24 protein-coding genes and 1 tRNA gene are annotated in these 25695 nt (G+C 70.9%); 2 read left to right on the forward strand and 23 right to left on the reverse strand.

The annotated features are described in order from the left end of the window. Position 1 precedes the first annotated feature (1 nt). From Q5694_RS17220 to Q5694_RS17320, 21 genes are all read right to left on the reverse strand, one after another. Positions 2-817, reverse strand: coding sequence for a F0F1 ATP synthase subunit delta (locus Q5694_RS17220; protein ID WP_333933948.1), 816 nt, complete (start codon positions 815-817; stop codon positions 2-4). Continuing rightward, positions 814-1362 (reverse strand): F0F1 ATP synthase subunit B, encoded by a 549-nt coding sequence (locus tag Q5694_RS17225; protein WP_309097134.1) that lies wholly within the window; start codon positions 1360-1362, stop codon positions 814-816. The genes Q5694_RS17220 and Q5694_RS17225 overlap by 4 nt, the downstream gene beginning before the upstream one ends. A gap of 42 nt (positions 1363-1404) precedes the next feature. After that, positions 1405-1635, reverse strand: a complete 231-nt coding sequence (gene atpE, locus Q5694_RS17230; RefSeq protein ID WP_030049631.1) for an ATP synthase F0 subunit C — start codon at positions 1633-1635, stop codon at positions 1405-1407. Positions 1636-1710: 75 nt separating this feature from the next. Beyond that, positions 1711-2481 carry a F0F1 ATP synthase subunit A gene (atpB, locus tag Q5694_RS17235; protein ID WP_333934086.1) on the reverse strand — a complete coding sequence of 257 codons (771 nt, stop codon included), beginning with the start codon at positions 2479-2481 and terminating at the stop codon, positions 1711-1713. 273 nt (positions 2482-2754) lie between these two features. Beyond that, on the reverse strand, positions 2755-3192 hold the full coding sequence (locus Q5694_RS17240) for a hypothetical protein (protein WP_333933949.1): 438 nt from the start codon (positions 3190-3192) through the stop codon (positions 2755-2757). Positions 3193-3488: 296 nt separating this feature from the next. Next, positions 3489-4835 carry an MraY family glycosyltransferase gene (locus tag Q5694_RS17245; RefSeq protein WP_333933951.1) on the reverse strand — a complete coding sequence of 449 codons (1347 nt, stop codon included), beginning with the start codon at positions 4833-4835 and terminating at the stop codon, positions 3489-3491. Positions 4836-4964: 129 nt separating this feature from the next. Beyond that, a complete protein-coding gene (glyA, locus tag Q5694_RS17250) occupies positions 4965-6203 on the reverse strand; it encodes a serine hydroxymethyltransferase (protein WP_333933953.1) in 1239 nt (412 codons plus the stop codon). Positions 6204-6397: 194 nt separating this feature from the next. Continuing rightward, entirely contained in the window at positions 6398-7078 is a 681-nt protein-coding gene (locus Q5694_RS17255) for an arsenate reductase/protein-tyrosine-phosphatase family protein (protein WP_333933955.1), read from the reverse strand. Beyond that, positions 7075-7722: an L-threonylcarbamoyladenylate synthase gene (locus Q5694_RS17260; RefSeq protein ID WP_333933956.1), complete on the reverse strand. Its 648-nt coding sequence runs from the start codon at positions 7720-7722 to the stop codon at positions 7075-7077. Before Q5694_RS17260 ends, Q5694_RS17255 begins: the two co-directional genes overlap by 4 nt. Before the next feature lie 61 nt (positions 7723-7783). Next, positions 7784-8629, reverse strand: a complete 846-nt coding sequence (gene prmC, locus Q5694_RS17265) for a peptide chain release factor N(5)-glutamine methyltransferase (RefSeq protein ID WP_031117480.1) — start codon at positions 8627-8629, stop codon at positions 7784-7786. 49 nt (positions 8630-8678) lie between these two features. Beyond that, positions 8679-9755 (reverse strand): peptide chain release factor 1, encoded by a 1077-nt coding sequence (prfA, locus tag Q5694_RS17270; protein WP_333933957.1) that lies wholly within the window; start codon positions 9753-9755, stop codon positions 8679-8681. A gap of 105 nt (positions 9756-9860) precedes the next feature. Beyond that, a complete protein-coding gene (rpmE, locus tag Q5694_RS17275; protein WP_333933958.1) occupies positions 9861-10082 on the reverse strand; it encodes a 50S ribosomal protein L31 in 222 nt (73 codons plus the stop codon). 159 nt (positions 10083-10241) lie between these two features. Beyond that, positions 10242-11378, reverse strand: a complete 1137-nt coding sequence (locus Q5694_RS17280) for an LCP family protein (protein ID WP_333933960.1) — start codon at positions 11376-11378, stop codon at positions 10242-10244. A 205-nt stretch (positions 11379-11583) separates the two neighbouring features. After that, positions 11584-13365, reverse strand: coding sequence for a trypsin-like serine protease (locus Q5694_RS17285; RefSeq protein WP_333934087.1), 1782 nt, complete (start codon positions 13363-13365; stop codon positions 11584-11586). Between the two features lie 128 nt (positions 13366-13493). Continuing rightward, on the reverse strand, positions 13494-15557 hold the full coding sequence (gene rho / locus Q5694_RS17290; protein WP_333933961.1) for a transcription termination factor Rho: 2064 nt from the start codon (positions 15555-15557) through the stop codon (positions 13494-13496). Between the two features lie 402 nt (positions 15558-15959). Beyond that, a complete protein-coding gene (thrB, locus tag Q5694_RS17295) occupies positions 15960-16889 on the reverse strand; it encodes a homoserine kinase (RefSeq protein ID WP_333933962.1) in 930 nt (309 codons plus the stop codon). A gap of 343 nt (positions 16890-17232) precedes the next feature. Then, positions 17233-18291: a threonine synthase gene (thrC, locus tag Q5694_RS17300; RefSeq protein ID WP_333933963.1), complete on the reverse strand. Its 1059-nt coding sequence runs from the start codon at positions 18289-18291 to the stop codon at positions 17233-17235. A gap of 6 nt (positions 18292-18297) precedes the next feature. Then, positions 18298-19590, reverse strand: a complete 1293-nt coding sequence (locus Q5694_RS17305) for a homoserine dehydrogenase (protein WP_333933964.1) — start codon at positions 19588-19590, stop codon at positions 18298-18300. Between the two features lie 154 nt (positions 19591-19744). After that, complete coding sequence (gene lysA, locus Q5694_RS17310; RefSeq protein WP_333933965.1) at positions 19745-21136, reverse strand: diaminopimelate decarboxylase; 1392 nt, start codon at positions 21134-21136, stop codon at positions 19745-19747. 25 nt (positions 21137-21161) lie between these two features. Then, positions 21162-22229 carry an ArgS-related anticodon-binding protein NrtL gene (nrtL, locus tag Q5694_RS17315; RefSeq protein WP_333933966.1) on the reverse strand — a complete coding sequence of 356 codons (1068 nt, stop codon included), beginning with the start codon at positions 22227-22229 and terminating at the stop codon, positions 21162-21164. Positions 22230-22476: 247 nt separating this feature from the next. Next, the gene (locus Q5694_RS17320; RefSeq protein ID WP_333933967.1) at positions 22477-23055 is read right to left on the reverse strand and encodes a response regulator; all 579 of its coding nucleotides are present in this window, start codon (positions 23053-23055) and stop codon (positions 22477-22479) included. Positions 23056-23176: 121 nt separating this feature from the next. On the opposite strand from Q5694_RS17320, the gene Q5694_RS17325 reads away from it, so the two are divergent. Continuing rightward, positions 23177-23248 (forward strand) — tRNA-Arg (locus tag Q5694_RS17325). A 236-nt stretch (positions 23249-23484) separates the two neighbouring features. On the opposite strand, the gene Q5694_RS17330 is transcribed toward Q5694_RS17325, so the two are convergent. Further along, positions 23485-23880, reverse strand: a complete 396-nt coding sequence (locus Q5694_RS17330; RefSeq protein WP_333933968.1) for a hypothetical protein — start codon at positions 23878-23880, stop codon at positions 23485-23487. A 192-nt stretch (positions 23881-24072) separates the two neighbouring features. Here Q5694_RS17330 and Q5694_RS17335 point away from each other — a divergent pair, with 192 nt between their 5' ends. Continuing rightward, entirely contained in the window at positions 24073-24549 is a 477-nt protein-coding gene (locus tag Q5694_RS17335) for an Asp23/Gls24 family envelope stress response protein (protein ID WP_333933970.1), read from the forward strand. Between the two features lie 172 nt (positions 24550-24721). Here the strand turns inward: Q5694_RS17335 and Q5694_RS17340 are convergent, their stop codons facing one another. Further along, positions 24722-25612, reverse strand: coding sequence for an MBL fold metallo-hydrolase (locus Q5694_RS17340; protein ID WP_333933971.1), 891 nt, complete (start codon positions 25610-25612; stop codon positions 24722-24724). Positions 25613-25695 lie beyond the last annotated feature (83 nt).

Consider the following 25695-nt stretch of genomic DNA (forward strand, 5'->3'; position numbering starts at 1 on the left):
CTCAGCCGGCGAGCCGGCGGCTGGCGTCCTCGATGCGGTCCGCGAGGGAGCCGTTGATCACCTCGTCGCCGACCTGCACCCGGATCCCGCCGAGGACCTCGGGGTCCACGTCCAGGTTGAGGTGCATCTGGCGGCCGTAGAGCTTCGCGAGGGCGGCACCCAGGCGCTGCTTCTGCGGGTCGCTCAGCGGAACCGCCGAGGTCACGATGGCGACCATGCGCTCCCGGCGTCCGGCGGCGAGCTTGGACAGGGACTCCAGTCCCGTCTCCAGGCTACGTCCACGCGGCGCGGTCACGAGGCGCGTGACCAGACGCTCGGTGGCCGACTGCGCCCGGCCGCCGAGGAGGCCGCGCAGCAGCTCGCTCTTGGCCGAGGTGGTGGCCTTGCGGTCGGTCAGCGCGGCACGCAGCTCGGTGCTGCCGGAGACGATCCGGCCGAACCGGAACAGCTCGTCCTCGACGTCGTCGAGCTTGCCGGCCTGCTGGGCGGCGGTGAGGTCGGCCGTGTTGGCCAGCTCCTCCAGCGCGTCCACCAGGTCGCGCGAACGCGACCAGCGGGAGCGCACCATGCCGGCCACCAGGTCGGCGGCCGGGCCGCTGACCTGGGTGCCGAGCAGGCGCTGCGCCAGCTCGGCCTTGGCCTGACCCTCCTGCGCCGGGTCGGTCAGGACCCGACGCAGCGACACCTCGCGGTCGAGCAGCGCGGTGACGGCGGCCAGCTCGTCGGCGAGCGAGCCCGCGTTCACGGACGTGGAGTCCGTCAGCGCGTCCAGACGCTCTCGTGCGGCTGCCAGGGCCTCGCGGCTCGCTCCGTTCATCGCCCGGCCTCGGCCTTCTCCTCGAGCTCGTCGAGGAACCGGTCGATGACGCGGCTCTGCCGGGCGTGGTCCTCGAGGGACTCGCCGACGAGCTTGCCGGCCAGGTCGGTGGCGAGCTTGCCGACGTCCTGGCGCAGCGCGGACGCGGCGGCCTTGCGGTCGGCCTCGATCTGGGCGTGACCGGCGGCGACGATCTCCTCGCGCTGCCGCTGGCCCTCGGCCCGCATCTCGGCGATGAGGGCGGCACCCTGCTCCTGCGCCTCCTGGCGCAGACGCGCGGCCTCGTGCCGGGCCTCGGCGAGCTGTGCCTTGTACTGCTCAAGGACGCTCTGGGCCTCGACCTTCATGGTCTCGGCCTCTTCGATACCGCCTTCGATCGCCGCGCGGCGCTCCTCCAGAACCTTGTTGATGTTCGGAAGCAGCTTCTTCCAGAAGAAGAAGAACACGATGGCGAAGGCGATGGTGCCGACGAGCAGCTCGGGGCCCGGAGGAATAAGCGGGTTCTGCTTCTCCTCGGCCGCCAGCTGCACCAGGTTGGCGATCACATCAGTGCCTTCCGTTGAAAGGTTTCGTTCGTCCGGTCGTCTTTAGTAGACGAACGGCATGACGATGCCGATGAGGGCGAGCGCCTCACAGAACGCGAAACCGAGGATCTGGTTGGCACGGATCAGACCGGCCGCCTCGGGCTGGCGGGCCAGGGCCTGGGTGCCGTTACCGAAGATGATGCCGACGCCGACGCCGGGGCCGATGGCGGCAAGGCCGTAGCCGATGGAGCCGAGGTTGCCTTCGACAGCGGCGAGGGTCTCAAGGGCAGCCATGCTGAATCTTCCTTCTCTTTCAGGACCGATGGGGGTTGGCCACCGGACGTTCTGGGGGCTGAGAGTGGTCGGGGCTCAGTGATGCTCGGCGAGAGCGCCCTGGACGTAGGTGCAGGCGAGGAGCACGAAGACGTACGCCTGGACGGCCTGCACGAAAAGTTCGAAGACGATCATGACCGTGGCCATGACGAAGGAGACACCGGCCGCAGGGATCATCCAGCTGTTCAGCAGGTACCAGGACGCCACGGTGAACATGACCAGCATCAGGTGGCCGGCGAACATGTTGGCGAAGAGTCGCACCGCGTGCGTGAACGGGCGGACGAGCAGGTTCGAGAAGAACTCGATGACCATGACCAGCGGCAGCACCGGGCCGAGCGACTTGTCGTAGCCGGTGACGTTCTTGAAGAAGCCGACGAAGCCGTGCCGCTTGAAGGTCAGGCCCACCCACGTCACGTACACCACGGCGGCCAGGACGGCCGGGTAGGCGATGATCGACGACACCGGGAACTGCGCCAGGGGGATCACGGACCAGATGTTCATGATCCAGATGAAGAAGAACAGCGAGACCATCAGGGGGACGTACTTCTCGCCCTCCTTCTTGCCGAGGGTCTCGTAGACGATGCCGCGGCGGACGAAGTCGTAGCCGGCCTCACCGACCATCTGCAGCTTGCCCGGCACCACCTTGGCCTTGCCGAAGGCCGCCCAGAAGAAGCCGATGACAAGGATGGTGGTGATGATGGCGAGCAGCATCACCTTGTTGAACTCGTACCCCCCGATCGTGCCAATCGGCTTGAAGAGGAACGAGTGCAGGCCCGGAGCCGGAAAACCACACCCGTTGTCGGACATGATCCGACAGCTCCAGTCAAAGGCGAGCTGGGTCTGGTCAGCACTCACCACGGGCTCCTTCGGCATGACGCATGGGTACGGCAACCTCGTTGTGTCGGCGCGGCGCAGGGCCGCGGTTCGGCACGGGACTGGTGTTACGGATGTGGGGGCGGCTGGGGGGCATCTCGCCTCGCGATGGCGCAGGCGTCAGCTCGGATGCCCGCGCCCGCGATGCCGCAGTTGGCACCGGACGATAGCAGGAGATCTCACGCCTCTTTATCCCGGCCCTATCCCTCACGAGGAGTGCTCCGACTTTTCGGGCTTGTCGCCCGTCGTCGAATCGGGCTCGACGTAAAGGATCTTGGCCTTCATGTGGGCACGTGTCTGAGCGGCGATCCAGGCGAGGGTGCCGACGACCAGCGTGATGGCGAAGGCCTTGGGGTTGAACAGCGTCGTGTTCTTGAACGCGGCGACGAAGACGAACAACAGAAGGATCTGCGCCGCGTAGAGCATCAGGCCCATCGCCTGGAACAGGTGCGGAAGCGATTTGGCGGTGCGCTGCAGGACATAAAGGCCGATCCCCATGAAGAGGATCACGACGAGCGTGGCGATCGCCGCTCCGACCGCACCCTTGCCGCCGGCCACCACGCCACTGATGACGGCGGCAACGGCACCGACAGCAGCCGTGGGCACGGCAGCCTGGGCCAGGATCCGGACGTCATTGGACGGCATGGCGGCAACTCCGCTTTCGCAGGGGGCAGGGGTGTCGTCATGGACGAGCGTAGTCCCGGGCTGAGTGGAGACCTCACGCCGAGAGACCGTCGCACTGCGGTCCTTCGGCTCTATCCGGGGGTTCTCGTGAACCGTATCACAAACTATTTGATGCAGTCTTTACCTGAAGGTGTGCGTACAGTCACACATGAGAGTGAACACGCGCGTCTGAGCGCGAACAGCGTCGGCTTGTCTGGTATTGGGCCCTTTGATCACCCATCACCATCCCACGACTTGGCAATGCTCTAGTCAGATTCTTACCTTGTCCCGGCCTTGCCCCGGTCGGCCGGACGCGTACGGGCGCTCAGGGCCGTCGCGCCGTTGGCGCCGGACACTCCGGAGGCCACCGGGGTGCGGTCCTGCGGGTCCGCGGAGGCGGGGCCGTCGGTCGTCGGCGCCGGTGACGAGGCGCCGTGCGAGAAGACCGCCACCGCCCCGCGGCGCCGGTAGCGCGGCGGCACGAACCGCTCCATCCAGCGCGGCGTGCGCGGCGTGAAGCGCGGCAGCAGGAGCAGGATCAGCCCGATTGCGCTGAGGAAGACCACACCCAGCACGATCCACATGGACGCCGAGTTGACCGAGTAGGCCAGGGCGCCGAAGGCGATCAGCGCGGACCAGAAGTACATGATCAGCACCGCCCGGCTGTGCGAGTGGCCGATCTCCAGCAGCCGGTGGTGCAGGTGCCCGCGGTCGGCGGCGAACGGCGACTGCCCGCGCCAGGTCCGGCGCACGATCGCCAGGATCAGGTCGGCGGCCGGCACCGCGATGATCGTCAGCGGCAGCAGCAGCGGGATGTAGACGGGGACCGTCTGGTGCACGGCCTCCTTCTCCGACCCCACATACAGGTTGAGCGCGTCCGGGTCGACCTGCCCCGTGACGGAGATCGCACCGGCCGCCAGGACCAGGCCGATCAGCATGGAGCCCGAATCGCCCATGAAGATCCGCGCCGGGTGCATGTTGTGCGGCAGGAAGCCCAGGCACATGCCCATCAGGATCGCCGAGAACAGCGTGGCCGGGGCGGCGGCCTCGATGCCGTAGGAGTACCAGATGCGGTAGGCGTACAGGAAGAACGCCGTGGCCGCGATGCAGACCATGCCGGCCGCGAGGCCGTCCAGGCCGTCCACGAAGTTGACCGCGTTGATCGTGATGACGACCAGCGCGACCGTGAGCAGCGTGCCCTGCCACTGGGTCAGCGCGACGGACCCGACGCCCGGGATCGGCAGCCACAGGATCGTCAGACCCTGCACGACCATCACGCCCGCGGCGATCATCTGGCCGCCCAGCTTGATCAGGGCGTCGATCTCGAACTTGTCGTCCAGCACACCGATCAGCCAGATCAGGGCCGCGCCGGACAGCAGCGCTCTGGGTTCGTTCGACGTCTCGAAGACCTGGTTGAGGTTGGTGAGGTGGTCGGCGACCAGCAGGCCCGCGCACAGGCCGAAGAACATCGCGATCCCGCCGAGCCGCGGAGTGGGTTCCCGGTGCACGTCACGTGCCCGGATCTCCGGCATCGCGCCCGCCACGATCGCGAACTTCCGCACCGGCCCTGTGAGCAGGTACGTCACCGCGGCCGTGATGCAGAGCGTCAGCAGGTATTCACGCACGGGCTTCCCCACAGGTCTCGCTGGCCATCTCAGCCCCACACCCTAGCGATGCGCGCATATGAGTGGGGACTTCCGGGTAGCGACGATGGTTGCACGATCGGCCGCACGGCCTGGTACGCCCACCCCCGCTCAGTGCGGATACGGCGGGAATGCACCGGCCAGCTCCCGCACTTCTTCACGGGCCGTCGAGGGATCCGTCACGTTCCTCAGCACCGCCGCTAGCAGGTGCGCGATCCGCGTCATCTCCCCCTCCCCCATGCCCTGCGTGGTGACGGCGGCCGTGCCCAGGCGCAGCCCCCGGGCGTCGCCGTGCGGCAGCGCGCAGCAGTCCAGGACCAGTCCGGCCGCGGCCAGGCGGCTCCGGGCGGTGCGGCCGTCGACGCCGAGCGGGGCCGGGTCGGCGGTGATGAGGTGGGTGTCCGTGCCGCCGGTGGTGACGGCCAGGCCCTCGGCGGCCAGCCGGGAGGCCAGCACTCGCGCGTTGGCCACCACCTGATGGGCGTACGCGGAGAACGCCGGTGTTGCCGCCTCGCCGAACGCGACGGCCTTGGCCGCGACGGTGTGCATCTGGGCGCCCCCCTGGGTGAAGGGGAACACGGCCCGGTCGACCCGCTCGGCCAGGTCCGCCCGGCACAGGATCAGCCCGCCGCGCGGACCGCGCAGCACCTTGTGCGTGGTCCCGCACACGACGTCCGCGTACGGCACCGGGTTCGGCGCCGCTCCCCCGGCCACCAGCCCGAGCGGGTGCGCGGCGTCCGCGATGAGGTAGGCGCCCACCTCGTCGGCGACCTCGCGGAAGAAGGCGTGGTCGAAGTGGCGGGGGTAGGCGATGGAGCCGCAGACGATCGCCTTGGGCCGGCGCGTGCGGGCCAGGGCGCGCACCTGCTCGTGGTCGACCAGCCCCGAGTCGGCCTCCAGGCCGTAGCCGACGAAGTCGAACCAGCGGCCCGAGAAGTTGGCGGGCGACCCGTGCGTGAGGTGACCGCCGTGCGGCAGGCCGAGGGCCAGGACGGTGTCCCCGGGGCGCAGCAGGGCCGCGTAGGCGGCCAGGACGGCCGAAGAGCCCGAGTGGGGCTGGACGTTGGCGTGGTCGGCGCCGAACAGGGCCCTGGCCCGGTCGACGGCGAGGCGCTCGGCGGCGTCGGCGATCTCGCAGCCGCCGTGGTGACGCGCACCCGGGTAGCCCTCGGCGTACTTGTTGGCCAGCGGTGAGCCGAGGGCGGCCAGGACGGCCGGTGAGCTGAAGTTCTCCGCGGCGATCAGCTGGAGCGTGGTCGCCTGCCGCCGGCGCTCGGCGAGCAGGAGGTCGGCGAGCTCGGGGTCCTGACGGCGCAGGACGTCGGCCTCGATGGCAGGGGTGACCGTCATGGTGGGCTCCGGGCGGCGTCGCTTTTCTGGGCGGTTCGCCTCCGGGGCGCCTGAGTCGGTCCTGAGAGGCCGATCGTGCTCAGCCCTCCGGGCCTCCGCGCGTTCGGCCTCTCAGGACCGACGCGCCCCTTCGGCTCACGCGCCGGGGTGACGTACGTCCAATGTAGGCCCGGGGCCCCCGGGCCGCTCGGCCGCTACGTCCGTGCGGGAACGCCGGTGAGGGCGGTGACGACCGGGTCGAGCGCCTGGTGTATCTCGTCGCCGATGGACCGGAAGAACGTCAGGGGCGCCCCGTACGGGTCGTAGACCTCGTCCGCCTCGGCGTCCGGGGCCAGGAGCCAGCCGCGCAGCGCGGCCGCGGCACGCACCAGGGCACGCGCGCGGGTGACCACGCCCTCCTCCAGCGGGGGCAGGGTCGCGGGGTCGATGGCCTTCACCAGGCGGGTGAACTCCTTGAGCGTGAAGGTGCGCAGGCCCGCCGAGTGTCCCATGGAGATGACCTGGGCCCGGTGGTCCCGGGTGGCGGTCAGCACCAGGTCGGCGCGGATCACGTGCTCGTCGAGGAGCTCGCGCCCGGTGAAGCCGGAGGCGTCCGCACCGAAGTCGGCGAGGACGGTCTCCGCGTGGGCCTCCATGGGCGCGCCCTCGTGACCCCAGGTGCCCGCGCTCTCCACGATGAGCCCGCCGCCGAGCACGCCCAGCCGCTCCTCGACGAAATGGCGGGTCAGCCGCTCGGTGATGGGTGAGCGGCACACGTTGCCGGTGCTGACGTGAAGGATGCGGAAGCTGTCGCGCGGGAGTCCCACGAAGGTCGTCGTGATCTCCGCCGCGCTTTCCCCGTTGCCTATGCCGCGCCCCGTTCCGGGGGACGTCAATTCGCCACCTCGAGGTCGGGTACCACCTTGCGCAGCTCGTCCGCCGAGAGGGCGCCGGCGCGCAGCAGCAGCGGGACCTCGCGGGTGACGTCGACGATGGACGACGGGACGTTGCCGGGGGTCGGGCCGCCGTCGAGGTAGACGGAGACGGAGTCGCCGAGCATCTGCTGCGCGGCGTCGCAGTCCTCCGGCGCCGGGTGGCCGGTGAGGTTCGCCGACGACACGGCCATGGGGCCGACCTCGGTGAGCAGCTCGATGGCGACCGGGTGCAGCGGCATGCGCACGGCGACCGTGCCCCGGGTGTCCCCGAGGTCCCACTGCAGCGACGGCTGGTGCCGGGCGACGAGCGTCAGGGCGCCGGGCCAGAAGGCGTCGACCAGCTCCCAGGCCAGCTCGGAGAAGTCCGTGACGAGGCCGTGCAGGGTGTTCGGGGAGCCGATGAGGACGGGCGTGGGCATGTTGCGGCCCCGGCCCTTGGCGGCCAGCAGGTCGGCCACCGCCTCCGAGGAGAACGCGTCCGCGCCGATGCCGTACACGGTGTCCGTCGGCAGCACCACGAGCTCGCCTCGGCGGACGGCGGACGCTGCCTCGCGCAGACCGGTCACACGGTCGGTCGCGTCGTTGGTGTCGTATCGCCGTGCCATCTTCAGCTGGCCTCCTCGTACACGTACTGCTGGGTCGAAGTAAGCGGGGACCGCGCCGGGCTCACGGCAGTGCCTTGCGGGCCGTGGCGAAGCGCGGGCGGTTGTTCAGGTCCGGGTGGTCGGCGGCGTCGGTCCAGCCGCGGTCCTCGGCGAAGATCCACGGCACCTGGCCGCCCTGGGTGTCGGCGTGCTCCACGACGACGACGCCGCCGGGGCGCAGCAGCCGGTGCGCGGTGCGCTCCAGGCCCCGGATGAGGTCGAGGCCGTCCTCGCCGGAGAACAGGGCCATGTCGGGGTCGTAGTCGCGCGCCTCGGGGGCGACGTACTCCCACTCGGTGAGCGGGATGTACGGCGGGTTGGAGATGACCAGGTCGACCTGGCCGTCGAGGTCCGGGAAGGCCGTCAGGGCGTTGCCCTGGCGCAGGTCGACCCTGGACCCCTCGACGTTCTTGCGGGTCCACTGCAGGGCGTCCTCGGACAGCTCGACGGCGTGCACGCGCGAACGCGGGACCTCCTGGGCGAGGGCGAGCGCGATCGCGCCCGAGCCGGTGCACAGGTCGACGATGCACGGCTCGACGACGTCCATGGCGCGCACGGCGTCTATGGCCCAGCCGACCACCGACTCCGTCTCGGGCCGCGGCACGAACACCCCGGGTCCGACCTGGAGTTCCAGGTAGCGGAAGTAGGCGCGCCCGGTGATGTGCTGGAGGGGTTCGCGGGCCTCGCGGCGGGCGATGACCTCCCAGTAGCGGGCGTCGAAGTCGGAGTCCTTGACGGAGTGCAGCTCGCCGCGCTTGACGCCGTGCACGAACGCGGCGAGCTCCTCCGCGTCGGTGCGCGGCGAGGGCACGCCGGCGTCGGCGAGCCGCTGGGTGGCCTGGGCCACCTCCGCGAGCAGCAGGTTCACGCAAGTCCTCCGTAGTGCTCGTACGTGCTCGTGCGCGCTCGCACGGGTCTTACGCGGCCGCCAGCTTCGCCGCCGAGTCGGCGTCGACGCAGGCCTGGATCACCGCGTCGAGGTCGCCGTCCAGGACCTGGTCCAGGTTGTACGCCTTGAAGCCGACGCGGTGGTCCGAAATGCGGTTCTCCGGGAAGTTGTACGTGCGGATCTTCTCGGAGCGGTCGACGGTGCGGACCTGACTGCGCCGGGCGTCGGCGGCGTTCCTCTCCGCCTCCTCCTGCGCGGCCGCGAGGAGCCTGGAGCGCAGGATACGCAGCGCCTGCTCCTTGTTCTGCAGCTGGCTCTTCTCGTTCTGGCAGGAGGCGACGACCCCGGTGGGCAGGTGCGTGATGCGCACGGCGGAGTCGGTGGTGTTGACGGACTGCCCGCCCGGGCCGGAGGAGCGGTAGACGTCGATGCGCAGGTCGTTGGGGTTGATCTCGACGTCGATCTCCTCGGCCTCGGGCGTCACGAGGACACCGGCCGCGGAGGTGTGGATCCTGCCCTGGGACTCGGTGGCGGGCACGCGCTGCACGCGGTGGACACCGCCCTCGTACTTCAGCCGCGCCCACACGCCCTGGCCGGGTTCGGTGGCGCCCTGGCCGCCCTTGGTCTTCACCGCGACCTGGACGTCCTTGTAGCCGCCGAGCTCGGACTCGGTGGCGTCGATGATCTCCGTCTTCCAGCCGACCCGCTCGGCGTAGCGCAGGTACATGCGCAGCAGGTCGCCGGCGAACAGGGCCGACTCGTCGCCACCCGCGCCCGCCTTGATCTCGAGGATGACGTCCTTGTCGTCGCTGGGGTCGCGCGGGACGAGCAGCAGCCGCAGCTTCTCCGTCAGCTCCTCGCGCCGCTGCTCCAGCTCCTTGACCTCGGCCGCGAACTCGGGGTCGTCGGCGCCCAGTTCACGGGCGGTCTCGATGTCGTCGCCCGTCTGCGTCCAGGAGCGGTAGGTGGCGACGATGGGGGTCAGCTCGGCGTAACGCTTGTTCAGCTTGCGCGCGTTGGCCTGGTCGGAGTGGACCGACGGGTCGGCGAGCTTCTTCTCCAGGTCGGCGTGCTCGGTGACGAGTTCCTCGACGGCCTCGAACATCTTGGGCTCCTGTGCGGGACGGGGGTGAAGGGCGGGCGACCAAAAACGCCGGTCCCGGAGCGCCCGGTGAGGGGGCGCGTCCGTGGACCGGCGGTTCGGGGCTCGCTACTTCTTGGAGCCGGCGGCCTTGCCGAAGCGGGCCTCGAAGCGGGCCACGCGGCCACCGGTGTCGAGGATCTTCTGCTTGCCCGTGTAGAACGGGTGGCACTCGGAGCAGACATCGGCGCGGATGGTGCCGGACTCGATGGTGCTGCGGGTGGTGAACGACGCGCCGCAGGTGCAGCTGACCTGCGTCTCGACGTACGCGGGGTGGATGTCGCGCTTCAAGGTGTCTCCTAGGTTCCGGGAGGGCGCCGGGTCGCCGCCGCGGGCTGCGGGGGCGTGAACCGGGGCCGACGTACCAGTCTGCCAGGACTGGGGCCTACTCCCAAAACCGGGGGTTGTCGCCGTTTGTTCCCGGGGGTGGGGCCCCGGGGGGTGCACCCCTCAGGAGGGGCTCACGACGCCCTTGGCCTCGCCGGTCGCGTTGCCCTCGGTCGCGCTCTTCGGGATCGGCTCGTCCTGCGCCAGGGCCTTCCAGATCTGGTCGGCCTTCTTCTCCTGGAGCAGTACGCGGTTGGGGTCGGCCGGGTCGTAGGCGACCGGCATCGTCACCATGTGCAGGTGGGAGGGGCTGATGCCCTTGAGGCCGTTCGCGAAGGACGCGAGCCGGTTGACCGAGCCGAGGTCGGAGTCGGTGGTGACCGTCTTGGTCGCGGTCTCGGCGAGGTCGAGCAGCTTCTTGGGGTTGGACAGGACGCCGACGTCCTTGATCTGGCGGACCAGGGCCTTGATGAACGCCTGCTGGAGCTGGATGCGGCCGAGGTCGGAGCCGTCGCCGACGCCGTGGCGGGTGCGGACCAGGCCGAGGGCCTGCTCGCCGTCGAGTCTGTGCGTGCCGGCCTCGAGCTTCAGGTGGCTGTCGGGGTCGTCGATGCTCTCGGTCGTGGTGACCTCGACGCCGCCGAGGTCGTCGACGAGCTGCTGGAAGCCGGCGAAGTCGACCTCCAGGTAGTGGTCCATGCGCAGGTTCGTGATCGACTCGACGGTCTTCACCGCGCAGGCGGCCCCGCCGGTGGAGTAGGCGGAGTTGAACATCACGCCGTGCGCGGCCGGGTACTCGTCGCCTTTGGTGTCCGTGCAGGCCGGGCGGTCGATGAGGGTGTCACGCGGCACGGAGACGACACTGGCCTTCTTGTGGCCCTTGTAGAGGTGCACGATCATCGCCGTGTCCGAGCGGGCGCTGCCGTCGTCGGTGCCGCCGCCGAGCTTCTTGTTGCCGCCGGCGCGGGTGTCGGAGCCGAGGACGAGGATGTTCTCGGAGCCGTTGTCGGCCTTCTCGGGCCGGTCGGTGCCGAGGGCCTGGTCGATGTCCACGCTCTTGAGGTTGCCGTTGAGCTTGAAGTACAGGTAGCCCGCCCCGGTACCGCCCAGGACGACGACGCCCGCCGCTGTCCAGGCCGCGATCACCAGCCCCTTGTGGCGCTTGCGGGGCTTGCGGCGCCGGCCCTTGGCGCGGCCGCGCGTTCCGTCGGTGCCGGTACCGCCCGGTATGTCCGGGCCCGGTGTGCTCTCGGCAGACATGTGCTCCTCAGCTCGTCTACGGTCGATTACCCCCTGCGGTCAGCGCCAGGCGTGGAGACGAACCTCCTCCTCGCACCATCGTCGCTCCGCCCGGTCAGACGGAGAAACTCGGGAAAGGGTTGCACAACGGACTGTGCCCACCGCGTGGGGCGGTGGGCACAGTGCGTGCTCGGGCGTCGCGGGGTGTACCCGCTCACCTGGGCTTTCAGCCGAAGATGTCGTACTGCTTGAAATCGGTGCCGACGGACTTCCTTGTGGCGAAGATCTCGCTGGTCGCCTTGCCGGTGCCGGCGTACAGGTAGAGCGTGCCGCCGGGGGTGCGGGCCAGGAAGTCGGCCTTGCCGTCGCCGGTCACGTCGCCGGGTGCGTCGAAGGCGTTGTAGTCGGCCCACGTGCGCACCTTGACCCGGGCGGAGAAGGCGCCCGAGCCGGACTTGCCGGTGCCCTTGTACAGGTAGAGGGCGCTGCCGGACGCGGCGCGGGCGATGAGGTCGGTCTTGCCGTCGCCGTTGAAGTCGCCCTTGCCGCGCACCGAGTTGTACTGGTTCCAGCCGGAGCCGACCTTCACGCGGGCGGCGAAGGTGCCGTTGCCCTTGCCCGGGTAGATCCACATCACGCCGGCGGAGTCGACCGAGAGCAGGTCGGGCAGGTAGTCGCCGGTGACGTCACCGGGGGTGACGATCCGGGTGCGGCTCTTCCAGTTGTCGGCGATCTGCTTGGTGGTCCAGGTGCCGCTGGAGACGACGAAGTGCGTCCAGAAGACGTCGCCGTCGCTGCTGCGCCGGTGGACCAAATCCTGGTAACCGTCGCGGTCGAGGTCGGTCTGCAGGACGACGTTGACGCCGTTCCAGTCGCCCCAGGACTCGCGGGCGGCGAACGAGGTGCCCTTGGAGTCCTTGGAGTAGCCGGTCTTGGTGGAGGAGTTGCGCACCCACAGGTCGGCCTTGTGGTCACCGCTGATGTTGGTGTCGTCGAGGCGCGGGTAGGCGGCGCCGACGTAGGAGCTCACCTTGGCGAAGACGCTGTAGGCGCCCTTGGCGACGCAGTCGGTCACGCCCCAGGACACCACGCCCACGATCCGGTTGTTGACGACCAGGGGGCCGCCGGAGTCGCCGTTGCAGGCGGTGGTGGTCCCGGTGTCGCTGCCGGTGGCGGGCTTGCCCGCGCAGACCATGTGCCCCTTGACGAAGTCCGCACCGTACGCGCCGGAGCAGGTCGTGTCGGACTGGAGGGGCAGCGTGGCGGTCTTGAGGGTGTCGGAGATGTCGTCGCTGGTGGAGCTGGTGCGTCCCCAGCCGTAGACCTTGGCGCTGGTGCCGGCCTTGTACGACGTGGTGTCGCCGGAGGTGGTCATGCGGATCGGGGTGGCCTTGACCGGGACGGGCAGGGTCAGCACCGCGATGTCGTTGTCGATGGTCGTGGCGCTGTAGGAGGGGTGGTTCCACTGGCGCCAGACACCGGTGACCGTGCCGCCGTGCAGGTCGTCGCCGTCGGGCAGCTGCGCGGTACCGGTGACGACCGCGCCGTTGCCCTTCCAGTCGTAGCCCTTGACGCAGTGCGCGGCGGTGAGGATCTTCGTCGGCGCGACCACGGCGCCGCCGCAGAAGAAGCCGATGTCGTCGCCGGTGCCGGAGGTGCCCCGGTCGTCGTAGTAGTGGAGCTGTGCCATCCACGGGGCCGTGCTGATGGTGGTCTCGTTGCCACCGATGATCTTCGGGTCGATGCGGCCGGCGACGGTCCCCGCGCTGAGCGAGGCTTTCCCTGTCTTGCCGGCGACGTCGTCACCGGCCATGGCGCCAGCGACCCGCTTGTGCAGCTCGGCGAGCGACGGCGAGCTGACGGCCGGTGCGATCGTCGGCTGCGGCAGCGGGGTGGCGGCGTCCGCGGACGTCGTCAGCAGCGTGCCGGCCACGGCGGCCGCGATGCCGGCGGCGGCGACGGGCAGCGCGAAACGTATCCGGCGTCTGTGCCGACCGCCCCCGGACATGGGTGTACCCACGTATGTCCCCCCTCGGGATCACAAGTTCGAAGAGAGCGTGATCGTAGCGTGTACACGACCATCACGAAGGGCCGCCCCCTTGCGGGAAGCGGCCCTCGTGCGTGGTGCCGTCGTCGTCAGTCGCCGTTGCCCGGCGCCGGCGTCGTCTTCTGGATCTGCATCAGGAACTCGACGTTCGACTTCGTCTGCTTCATCTTGTCGAGCAGCAGCTCGATGGCCTGCTGCTGGTCGAGCGCGTGCAGCACCCGGCGCAGCTTCCAGACGACCGCGAGCTCCTCGTTGCCGAGCAGGATCTCCTCCTTGCGGGTGCCGGACGCGTCGACGTCCACCGCCGGGAAGATGCGCTTGTCGGCGAGCTTCCGGTCGAGCTTGAGCTCCATGTTGCCGGTGCCCTTGAACTCCTCGAAGATCACCTCGTCCATGCGGGAGCCGGTGTCGACGAGCGCGGTGGCGAGGATGGTCAGCGAGCCGCCGTCCTCGATGTTGCGCGCGGCACCGAAGAACCGCTTCGGCGGGTACAGCGCCGTCGAGTCGACACCACCGGACAGGATGCGGCCGGAGGCCGGGGCGGCGAGGTTGTACGCACGGCCCAGACGCGTGATCGAGTCGAGCAGCACGACCACGTCGTGACCCAGCTCCACCAGGCGCTTGGCGCGCTCGATGGCCAGCTCGGCGACGGTGGTGTGGTCCTCGGCCGGGCGGTCGAAGGTCGAGGAGATGACCTCGCCCTTGACCGACCGCTGCATGTCGGTGACCTCTTCCGGACGCTCGTCGACGAGGACGACCATCAGGTGGCACTCGGGGTTGTTGTGCGTGATCGCGTTGGCGATCGCCTGCATGATCATGGTCTTGCCGGTCTTCGGCGGGGCCACGATAAGACCGCGCTGGCCCTTACCGATCGGCGACACGAGGTCGATGATGCGGGTGGTGAGCACGCCCGGGTCCGTCTCCAGGCGGAGGCGGTCCTGCGGGTACAGCGGGGTGAGCTTGTTGAACTCCGGTCGGCCGCGGCCGTGTTCGGGCGCCATGCCGTTGACGGAGTCCAGGCGCACCAGCGCGTTGAACTTCTCGCGCCGCTCGCCTTCCTTGGGCTGGCGGACCGCGCCGGTGATGTGGTCGCCCTTGCGCAGGCCGTTCTTGCGGACCTGGGCGAGGGAGACGTACACGTCGTTCGGGCCGGGCAGGTAGCCGGAGGTCCGGATGAACGCGTAGTTGTCGAGGATGTCGAGGATGCCCGCGACGGGGATCAGGACGTCGTCCTCGTTGATCTGCGGCTCGGTGGCCATGTCGTCGCGGCCGCGACGGCCCCGGCGGTCGCGGTAACGGCCGCGACGGCCCCGGCGGCCGCCCTCGAAGTCGTCCCCGTCCTCGTCGGCCCGCTGCTGGCCGCGGTCCTGACGGCCGCCGCCCTGCTGGTTCTGCTGCTGGCCGCGGTCCTGACGGCCGCCCTGCGGGTCGTCGCCCTTGCCCCCGCGGCCACGGTCGCGGTCCCGGCCGCGGTCACGGTCCCGGTCGCGGTCACGGTCCCGGTCGCGGTCCCGGCGGTCGCGACGGCGGCCCTCGCCGTCGCCGGCGTCGGACTTGGCGTCGTTGTTGTTCTGCGACGGCTGCTGGGCCGGGGTCTCGGCCTTGCCGTCGTTCTTCGCCTCGGCCGTGACCGTCTCGGGAGCGGAAGCGGGGGCTCCGGCGTCGGCGGTGGCGCGGCGGCGACGGCGCTCGGCCTGGGCGTCCTCGCCGCCGGCGGGCTGTCCCGGAATCTCGATCTGCTGCTGGGCCGCGGCCTTGTCGGCCTGGTCCGCGGGGGCCTGCGGGGCCTCCTTCGCGTCCTTCTTCTCGGCCTTGCCGGCGGCTTCGCCGTTGTCGCCCGTCCGGGCCCGGGACGTCGCGCGGCGCTTGGGCTTGGCCTCGGCGCCCGCGTCGGCCTTCGCGGCCGGTGCGGCGCCGCCGGACGCCTGCGCCTCCTTGATGACCTCGATCAGCTGGCTCTTGCGCATACGCGCGGTGCCCCTGATGCCGAGGCCGGATGCGACCTGCTGCAGCTCGGCCAGCACCATGCCCTCGAGGCCGGTACCGCGGCGCCGCCGGGAGCCGGCACCGGTGGCAGGCGCGGAGGCGTCCGTGGCGGGCGCGGCAGCGGTCTCCTCGACACGTGCGCCCATCAGATCGGTGGTGTCGCTCACGAAGGGTCCTTCCCTGGAGCGGACGTCGGCCTGTCTGGCTCGGCGACCGGTTGTGCTGTCCGGCTTCGGTCCGTGTGGTGTGAACCGTGCCGGGGCGGTGGTCCGCCTAAGCGGCGGAGGAATCTGGTGATGGCGCTTCCTTGAGTCGTGGCACCCAGTGTCAGTGTCACGCGGCGTGGTAGCACCGGTTCCGGAGCGTGCCCTGCGCCCCGCTCAGTGTCCGCGTACGGCGTACGGTCCGACGTACGGAACACAGTGCGGCTTGGGGGGCTCCCGGAAGAATGTCTGTCCCGGACGGGGACACGAGGCACCTCGCCATGGTGGGGTCGGGTGCAGACTTGAGATTAACACTACCGGATCCAACAAACATTCCCCCTCTCGAAATCCGGCAACCGTGTGGCGTCACATGTCGCCGGAGGCCGTCAGCGGCAGCACGCTCGCGCCCTGCGCGTCGAGACCGAGCCGGTTGGCGGCCCAGTCGGCACCGGCCAGGGCCTCGACCTTGTCGGCCGTGTCGGCGTCGGCCAGCGCCATCACCGTGGGCCCCGCACCGGAGATCACTGCGGGGACGCCGTCGCCGCGCAGCCGCTCCACCAGCGCCGCGCTCTCGGGCATGGCCGGGGCGCGGTACTCCTGGTGCAGCCGGTCCTCGGTGGCGGGCAGCAGCAGCTCGGGGCGGCGGGTGAGGGCCTCGACGAGCAGGGCGGCCCGGCCGGCGTTGGCGGCCGCGTCGACGTGCGGAACGGTGCGCGGGAGCAGTCCTCGCGCCGTCTCGGTGAGTACCGGCTTCCCGGGGACGAAAACCACCGGAACGATGGAATCGGCCGGGTCCATCCTGATCGCGCGGGCGGCGCCGCCCTCCATCCAGGACAGCGTGAAGCCGCCCAGCAGGCAGGCCGCGACGTTGTCGGGGTGGCCCTCGATCTCGGTGGCGAGTTCCAGCAGCGCCGTGTCGTCGAGCTTGGCCTCCGCGCCTATGGTCACGGCCCGGGCGGCGACGATCCCGGCGCAGATGGCGGCCGAGGAGGAGCCGAGGCCGCGGCCGTGCGGGATCCGGTTGGCGCAGACGATCTCCAGTCCGCGCGGCTGCCCGCCCAGCAGGTCGAAGGCGGTGCGCAGGGACCGTACGAGAAGGTGCCGCTCGTCGCGCGGGAGCGTCTCGCTGCCCTCACCCGCGATGTCGATGTGCAGCCCGGAGTCGGCCACGCGGACGACCACGTCGTCGTACAGGCCCAGCGCCAGGCCGAGGGCGTCGAAACCCGGGCCGAGGTTGGCGCTGGTGGCGGGGACGCGCACCCGGACGGCGGCGGCGCGGAAGGCTGGACCGGCCATCGCTCGATGACTCTCCTTGAGCTGATCGTCGAATGACGTTCGAGGGACATTCGATGCCGTACGGGAACCCTGGGGGCCGCCGCCGGCCGAGGGCCGGCCGCGGAGACGGCGCGGCACCGCGCTCCGTGCGGAGGCATATGCGGCGGGCGGGTTAGGTACAGCCTATCGAAGGAAGGTTCTGCGGCGACATAGGGCGCACAGGAGGCGCACGATGCGTGTCGCGAGCCCCCTGTGCACCCCCCGCGAAAACCTTTCCCCGGCGGGCGCCGTCTTACGCCGGACCGTGCCGGGCGGGCACCGGCGCTCGAGGCGTCGGCGCACGTCACGGCGGGCCCGGGCGCCCTCAGGCGAGACCCAGGCGCTCCGCCGCGGCGGCCGCGTCGACCGGGACGGTGACCGGCTGGGGGGCGCCGGCGACGGCCCAGTCGGGATCCTTGAGACCGTTGCCGGTGACGGTGCAGACGATCCGCTGGCCCGGGTCGACCTTGCCCTGCTCGGCCGCCTTCAGCAGACCGGCGACGGACGCGGCGGACGCCGGCTCGACGAAGACGCCCTCCTGCGAGGCCAGCAACCGGTAGGCGCGCAGGATCTCACGGTCCGTCACCTCGTCGATGAGGCCGCCCGACTCGTCGCGCGCGGCGAGCGCGTAGGTCCACGACGCCGGGTTGCCGATGCGGATGGCGGTGGCGATGGTCGACGGGTCCTTGACCACCTCGCCGCGCACGATCGGCGCGCTGCCGGAGGCCTGGAAACCCCACATGCAGGGCTTGCGGGAGGCGATCCCGTCCGCGGCGTACTCCGTGTAGCCCTTCCAGTAGGCCGTGATGTTGCCCGCGTTGCCCACCGGCAGGACGTGGATGTCGGGCGCGTCGCCGAGCATGTCCACGATCTCGAACGCGGCGGTCTTCTGACCCTCGATCCGTACCGGATTGACCGAATTGACCAACGCCACCGGGTAGTTGTCGCTCAGGCCGCGGGCGAGGGTGAGGCAGTCGTCGAAGTTGCCGTCGACCTGGAGGATCTTCGCACCGTGGACCAGCGCCTGGCCCATCTTGCCGAGCGCGATCTTGCCCGTCGGCACGAGCACGGCGCACACCATCCCGGCCCGCACGGCGTACGCGGCGGCGGAGGCGGAGGTGTTGCCCGTGGAGGCGCAGATGACGGCCTGGGCGCCCTCCTCCTTGGCCCGCGTGATGGCCATGGTCATCCCGCGGTCCTTGAAGGAACCGGTCGGGTTCGCGCCCTCCACCTTGAGGTGGACCTCGCAGCCCGTGCGCTCGGAGAGCACCTGCGCGGGCACGAGCGGCGTGCCGCCCTCGCGGAGCGTCACGACCGGCGTGGTGTCGGAGACCGGCAGCCGGTCCCGGTACTCCTCGATGATTCCGCGCCACTGGTGGGTCATTGCTGGTTACTCTCCTTCAACCCGCATGATGCTGGCGACACCGCGCACGGTGTCGAGCTTGCGCAACGCCTCGACGGTCCCGGTGAGGGCGGCGTCGGACGCGCGGTGCGTGACGACGACGAGGGAGGCCTCGCCGTCCTTCCCCGACTGGCGAACCGTGTCGATCGAGACCCCGTGCTCGGCGAAGACGGTCGCGACCTGGGCGAGAACGCCCGGTTTGTCGGCCACATCGAGGCTGATGTGGTAGCGCGTGACCACGTCGCCCATGGGCGACACCGGCAGCGCGGCGTAGGCGGACTCGCCCGGTCCGGTCGCGCCGCCGATCCGGTTGCGGCAGACGGCGACGAGGTCGCCGAGCACGGCCGAGGCCGTGGGGGAACCGCCCGCCCCGGGCCCGTAGAACATGAGCTGCCCGGCGGCGTCGGACTCGACGAACACGGCGTTGTAGGCGCCGCGCACGGAGGCCAGCGGATGGCTCAGCGGGATCATCGCCGGGTGCACGCGCGCGGTGACGGACGCGCCGTCCCCGGCCCGCTCGCAGATGGCGAGCAGCTTGATGGTGCAGCCCATCTCCTTGGCGGAGGCGAAGTCGGCCGCCGTCACCTCGGTCATGCCCTCGCGGTAGACGTCGTCGAGGCGCACGCGCGTGTGGAAGGCGATGCCCGCCAGGATGGCGGCCTTGGCGGCGGCGTCGAAGCCCTCGACGTCGGCGGTCGGGTCGGCCTCGGCGTAGCCCAGGGCGGTGGCCTCGTCGAGGGCCTCCTGGTAGCCCGCGCCCGTCGAGTCCATCTTGTCGAGGATGAAGTTGGTGGTGCCGTTGACGATGCCCATCACCCGGTTGATCTTGTCGCCGGCGAGGGACTCGCGCAGCGGCCGGATCAGCGGGATGGCGCCGGCGACGGCGGCCTCGTAGTAGAGGTCCTTGCCGTGCTGCTCGGCGGCCGCGTGCAGGGCCGCCCCGTCCTGGGCGAGCAGCGCCTTGTTGGCCGAGACGACGGAGGCGCCGTGCTCGAAGGCGGTGGTGATCAGCGCCCGGGCCGGCTCGATGCCGCCGATGACCTCGACGACCACGTCGATGTCGCCGCGTTTGACCAGGGCGGTGGCGTCGGTGGTGATGAGCGCGGGGTCGATGCCCTCGCGGACGCGGTCGGGCCGGCGGACGGCCACGCCCGCGAGCTCCACCGGGGCGCCGATGCGGGCCGCGAGGTCGCCGGCGTGCGTCGTCATGATGCGCGCCACCTCTGAGCCGACCACTCCACAGCCCAGCAGCGCCACCTTCAGCGGACGCGTACGCATCATCCGACCTCGTTTCCTCTTTACCGTCATCGGTGGAACCAGTCTCACTCACCGGACTGGAGTTTCTGTCCAGAGTCCGGATCCTGAGACATCTATTTCATTTCCGCGGGGCGGCGGGCAGGAGATCCTCCGCCGCCCCGGGCCCTGCGCGCCGGGCTCAGCCGACGTCGAGACGCAGCAGGTCCTCCTCCGTCTCGCGGCGGACGATCACCCGGGCCTCACCGTCGCGCACGGCGACGACCGGCGGGCGCAGCACGTGGTTGTAGTTGCTGGCCATGGACCGGCAGTACGCGCCCGTCGCGGGCACGGCCACCAGGTCGCCCGGTGCCAGGTCGGCCGGCAGGAACGCGTCCTTGACCACGATGTCCCCGCTCTCGCAGTGCTTGCCGACCACGCGGGCCAGCATCGGCTCGGCGTCGGAGGCGCGGGAGACCAGGGCGACGCTGTACTCGGCGTCGTACAGCGCGGTGCGGATGTTGTCCGACATGCCGCCGTCCACGGACACGTACGTGCGCAGCCCGTCGAGCGGCTTGACCGTGCCGACCTCGTAGAGCGTGAACGCGGTCGGCCCGACGATGGCCCGCCCCGGCTCGACGGAGATGCGCGGGGTGCGCAGCTTGGCCGCCTCGCACTCCCGCGTGACGATCTCGGTGAGCGCCTTGGCGATCTCGTGCGGCTCGCGCGGGTCGTCGTCACTCGTGTACGCGATGCCGAGCCCGCCGCCGAGGTCGATCTCGGGCAGCTCGACGCCGTGCTCGTCGCGGATGTCCTTCAGCAGTCCGACCACCCGGTGGGCGGCCACCTCGAACCCGGACATGTCGAAGATCTGCGACCCGATGTGGCTGTGGATGCCGACCAGCTCCAGGCCGTCGAGCTGCAGCGCCCTTCGTACGGCCTCGGCGGCCTGCCCGCCGGCCAGCGGGATGCCGAACTTCTGGTCCTCGTGGGCCGTGGCGATGAACTCGTGGGTGTGCGCCTCGACGCCGACGGTGATCCGGATGAGCACCTTCTGCCGCTTGCCCATGCCCTGCGCGATGTGGGCGACGCGCACGATCTCCTGGAAGGAGTCGAGCACGATGTGGCCCACGCCGGCCTCGACGGCCCGGGTGATCTCCGCGGCGGACTTGTTGTTGCCGTGGAAGGCGATGCGCTCGGCGGGCATGCCGGCGGACAGCGCGGTGGCCAGCTCGCCGCCGGAGCAGACGTCCACGTTCAGCCCCTCCTCGTGCAGCCAGCGCACGACGGCCCGGGACAGGAACGCCTTGCCGGCGTAGAACACGTCGGCGCCGGTCCCGAAGGCGGTGCGCCAGGCCCGCGCGCGGGCGCGGAAGTCGGCCTCGTCGAGGACGTACGCCGGGGTCCCGATCTCCTCGGCCAACCGCGTGACGGGAATGCCCCCGACGGTGACGACACCGTCCTCGTCGCGCGTCACGGTCTCGGCCCACACCTTGGGGTCGAGCGCGTTGAGGTCGGCGGGCGGGGCGGAGTAGTGGCCCTCGGGAAGGACATCGGCGTGACGGGGCCCGGCGGGGTGTGCGGAACGGCTCATGGTTTCGTGTGCCTCTTCTTGGCTCTCAGAGGTGTTCGGGTGCGTCGATGCCGAGCAGGGACAGGCCGCCGGCCAGCACCGTCCCGGCGGCTTCGGCGAGAGCGAGCCGGGCACGGTGGGCGGCCGAGGGTTTCTCCTCACCCAGGGGCAGCACGCAGTGCAGCACGGGCAGCGTCGCGTCGGCGACGGCGACGAGATGCCGGGCCAGCCGGTCGGGCGCGCGGTGCGCGGCGGTGGCGGCGAGGACGCGGGGGTGGTCGCGGAGGGTGGTGAGGATCGGAGCGGGGCCGGTAGGGGCGTCGAGGGGGCCGGTCTCGGGGTGGAAGCCCAGGTCAGCGGCGTTGCGCAGGAGGGCCCGGGTACGGGCGTGGGCGTACCGCACCCGGAACAGGGGGTTGCTCTCCCGCTGCACGAGGTGGTCGCGCGTGATCCGGGGCCGGTCGTGTCCGGCCGGGTGCAGCAGGGCCCAGCGGGCGGCGTCACGGCCGAGCGCGAGGGGGTCGGCGGGGGCGGGCACGGGGCGGAGGGCGGTGACGGTGTCGTAGCCGGCGTGCACCGCGCTGTGGACGTTTGCTGCGCTGTGGGTGTCGAGGCCGAGGACGGTTGCCCACCGCGGGTCGACGGGGCCGTCGCAGGCGACGCGGACGGCGTACCCCTGGCTGCGCGCCACGCGGGCGAGGGCGTCGGCGACGACGACGGCACGGACCTCGGCGGGACAACGGAGCAGGAGGCCGGATCGGCTCGGTGCGGTGACGTGCCCGTACCGCTCCCCGCTCCGCAGGATCTCGGCGACGAGGTCGGCGGAGGCGTCGCCGCGCAGGCGGAGATTGAGGAACCCCGGCCCCGTGACGACGACGTCGGTGATCCGGCGCTCCTCGAGCAGCCGCGTGCGCAGGATGCCGGCGACGCGCTGCGGGGACTCGCCCGCCGCACCGGCCAGCTGCAGGGCGACGGGGGTGGCGTAGTCGCCGCACCCTCCGGGCCCGGGCGGGGTGACCACGACCCGCTCGGGAACGGTCACGCTGAGTTCACCCTCGTCGACAGCACGGCGCACGGCGTGCAGCACGGTGCGCGAGAGCTCGACGGGGGTCACGGGTCAAGCGTAGGGGAGGAGGGGGGTGGGTATGCGAGCCGGTTTGCCCGGGGTCCCGGGATGTGGACGCGGAGTCACACCGGCGGCGGGACGGGGGCGGAGATCACCGCGCGGGGGCGGCGACGGCTGTCGGCGGACGAGGTCCTGCCCGCCCGAGCACCTGACGGACGGGCGCCTGAGGGAGGCGGGCACCTGAGGGGGGCGGGCACCTGAGGGGGGCGGGCACCTGAGGGGGCGGGAAGCCCGACTACGACAGAGCCGACTGGTCAACGACCACGGGCGGATGACCCACGGCCGGCCGATCGACCGTGGCCGACGACTCGACTTCCGACGCATGGACGGAGGCGTCACCCTCCTTGCCGACGCCGGAACCACCACCCCGCTGCTGCCGCCCCCCGCCCCGGGCGCGCTCGACCAACTGCCGCACCAGGACCACCAGCTCGGCAGGCTCGAAGGGCTTGGGCAGAAAGGCGTCGACCCCCACTTCGAGCCCGGACTCGATCTCGTGATGACTGCAGGCGCTGACGATGGCGAGGGGTACGTCACGGGTACGCGGGTCGGCCCGCAGACGGGCGGCGGTCCGGAGCCCGTCGAGCCGGGGCATGACGACATCGAGGGTCACGACATCGGGCCGCACCTGATGGACGACATCCAGACACTCGGCACCATCGGCAGCGGTCACGACCTCCAGCCCCTCCAGCTCGAGGTTGACCCTGATCAACTGCCGGATGACCTTGTTGTCGTCCACAACAAGCACCCGACCCGACGCGCCTGGCACAACTCGAGAGTAGGTCGACCCCGGCCATCGCGTCCGGGTTTTCCCCACTTCCGCCCCGCACGAGCGACCGGCACCCCAGCCCTCGACAGCGGAAAGTGGTTCATGACCACCCCGAGGGAGCTGGTAGTGTTCTACCCGTCGCCGCGAGCGAACGGCTCCCGCCCGACACGCCCCCGTAGCTCAGGGGATAGAGCAACGGCCTCCGGAGCCGTGTGCGCAGGTTCGAATCCTGCCGGGGGCACCTTGTGTGAGGTGCCCAGAGACCCCGTCATCAGCGGACACGCTGAGTGCGGGGTCTTCGCGTGTGTGCGGGCGTGTGCCGCTCGAGGCCGGCGTATGAGGGGCACTGTCTTCGATCAACTCCGGCGCTCGACTGTCCGCTTGAGTGGATTGATGCCCCGAGTATCGGCGTCCCTGAGCGCCTGCTGGCACGTGCGGGAGACCCGGCAGATGACCTGCTCCCTCGTCTCGCCTCACTCAGGCGTATCCCCGAAGTGCCTTGTGGGCGCCGTAGGCCTCTATGAAGGCCTGGATCACCTCCAGGTTGTTGGTGAAGCCGGCTGAGGTCCATCTCGTCTTGTCGCCGTTGCGGTAGCGCAGGTCCAGCCATGTGGAGACCGAGGATGACGAATCCGTGGTGGAGACGCGCAGTTTCACGTTCGCCAGGTCTTCGAAGACGACGATCACCAAGGGCTTCGCCTCGCTGAGGTACTCGACCGAGCCGCCCGTCGTGATCACCAGGAGCGGGTCCGGGTCGTCGGACGTCCCGTGGAAGAAGCCGGAGAGCTTGCCGCGCTTCTTGGTGAACACGCGCCAGTCCTGCGGTACGGGTCCTTTGCGCGCCTGCCACAGGACCGTTCGCGGGTCCGTCATGGCACCTCCGCGGAGAAGGGGACGGGTCGGTGGGAGGGAGGGTCGGCCTCCTGCAGTGGAGAGGTGCCCGCCGTGGCCTCGGGCTATCGCGCGTGCCGGTGATTTCTGCACTTTCGCCCCATCTGTTCCGCTGCTCTACGGTGGAAGGAGGACGCTGCTCGTACCCCCTCACCCACCATCGAGGTGACGGTCATGACGGAGACCACTCAGCGCACCAATGCCGCAACCGGGTCCGGACCAGGCTCCACGTCGCGGGGCGGTGAAGGCGCCCCCGAGACCCGCGGGAGCACCGCGATCGCGGACACGGTCGTGGCGAAGATCGCGGGCATGGCGGCCCGGGAGGTTCCCGAGATCCACCATCTCGGCGGCGGGATGACCAGGGCCTTCGGTGCCGTGCGCCAGCGCGTGCCCGGCTCGGGCAGCGGTGTCACGCAGGGCGTGAAGGTGGAGGTCGGCGAGCGCCAGGCCGCCGTCGATCTGAATGTCGTCGTGGAGTACGGCGCCGCCATCGCCGACACCTCCGCCGAGGTCCGCAGCAATGTCATCAACGCGGTGGAGCGGATGACCGGGCTGGAGGTCGTGGAGGTCAACATCGCCGTCGACGACGTCCATCTGCCCGACGAGGAGGACGAGGAGGAAGAAGAAGGGGGAGGGAAGCGGGTCGCCTGATCCTCGCGCTCGATCGCCTCCGCTCCGCCCTCCGGGGCGCACCGGGGGCCGGGGCCCGCCCGCGGTGGGCCGGTTCCGCCGGGCATGGGCCGGTTCCCCCGGGCATGGGCCGGTTCCCTCGGGCATGGGCCGGCTCCCTCGGGCTGGTGGGTGTCGGCCGCGGTGCGGGCTCTCAGCCGCCGTGCACGGTCGGGGCCACCCCCGCCTCCGTCGAGATCCGGGCCTTTTCGCCGTGGGCGCAGTGGAGGATCCTGTCCCCGAGGCCGATCTTCTCCGCCTCCGTCAGGAACTCCGTCAGCGGTGAGCGCATCACCGTGTAGTCGCCGTAGTGGACCGGCAGGATGAGGCGGGGGCGCAGGCGGCGGGCCAGTTCGGCGCCCTGGGGGCCGTCCATCGTGACGACGAAGCCGCCCGGCAGGCGCGTGCCGCCGAGGTGGAGCACGGCCAGGTCGGCGGACGGGAAGTGGCGGGTGATCTCGTCGAGGCCGTCGTAGACGAGGGTGTCGCCGGAGATGTACAGCCGCAGCCGGGGCGGGCCGCCGGTCGGGCCGAACTCCAGCATGCTGCCCATCACCGGCGGCAGCAGGCGGCGCAGTGCGGCGTGACCGGCGTGGCGGCCCGGCAGCGCGGTGACCGTGACCTGCGCACCGTCGCGTTGCAGGGTGAGCGACTTCCACGTGCGCAGCCCGGCCGTGCGTTCGAAGCGGTGCAGGACCTTGAGGCGGCGGGCCGCGTGCGGGGTCGTCAGGATCGGCACCGTGTGGTCCAGGTGGCGGCGCGCCCGGCGGTCCCAGTGGTCCCCGTGCAGGTGGGAGAGGACGATCCCGTCCAGGCGCGGGAGTTCGTGCACGTCCAGGGCCGGTTCGGTCACGCGGCGGCTGAGCAGGCCGTAGCCCAGGTAGGCGTACTGGCCCCGGTGCAGGAAGTTCGGGTCGGTGAGCAGGGTGAGGGGGCCGTACGACAGCAGCACCGTCGCGTTGCCGATGAAGTGGACGTCGAGTGTGTCGGCCCCGGCCGACCCGTCGGCACCGGCACCGGCGTGGTTGTCGGTTGACCGCGGCATGGCGTTCTCCCGTCTTCCCGGACGCGTCGGCCCGGACACTGTCGCGCCGGCCTCCGCGATCCCGGCCCTTTCCGAGCGGGGTA

It is taken from the genome of Streptomyces sp. AHA2, from assembly GCF_036857595.1.
In the GTDB taxonomy this organism is placed as follows: domain Bacteria; phylum Actinomycetota; class Actinomycetes; order Streptomycetales; family Streptomycetaceae; genus Streptomyces.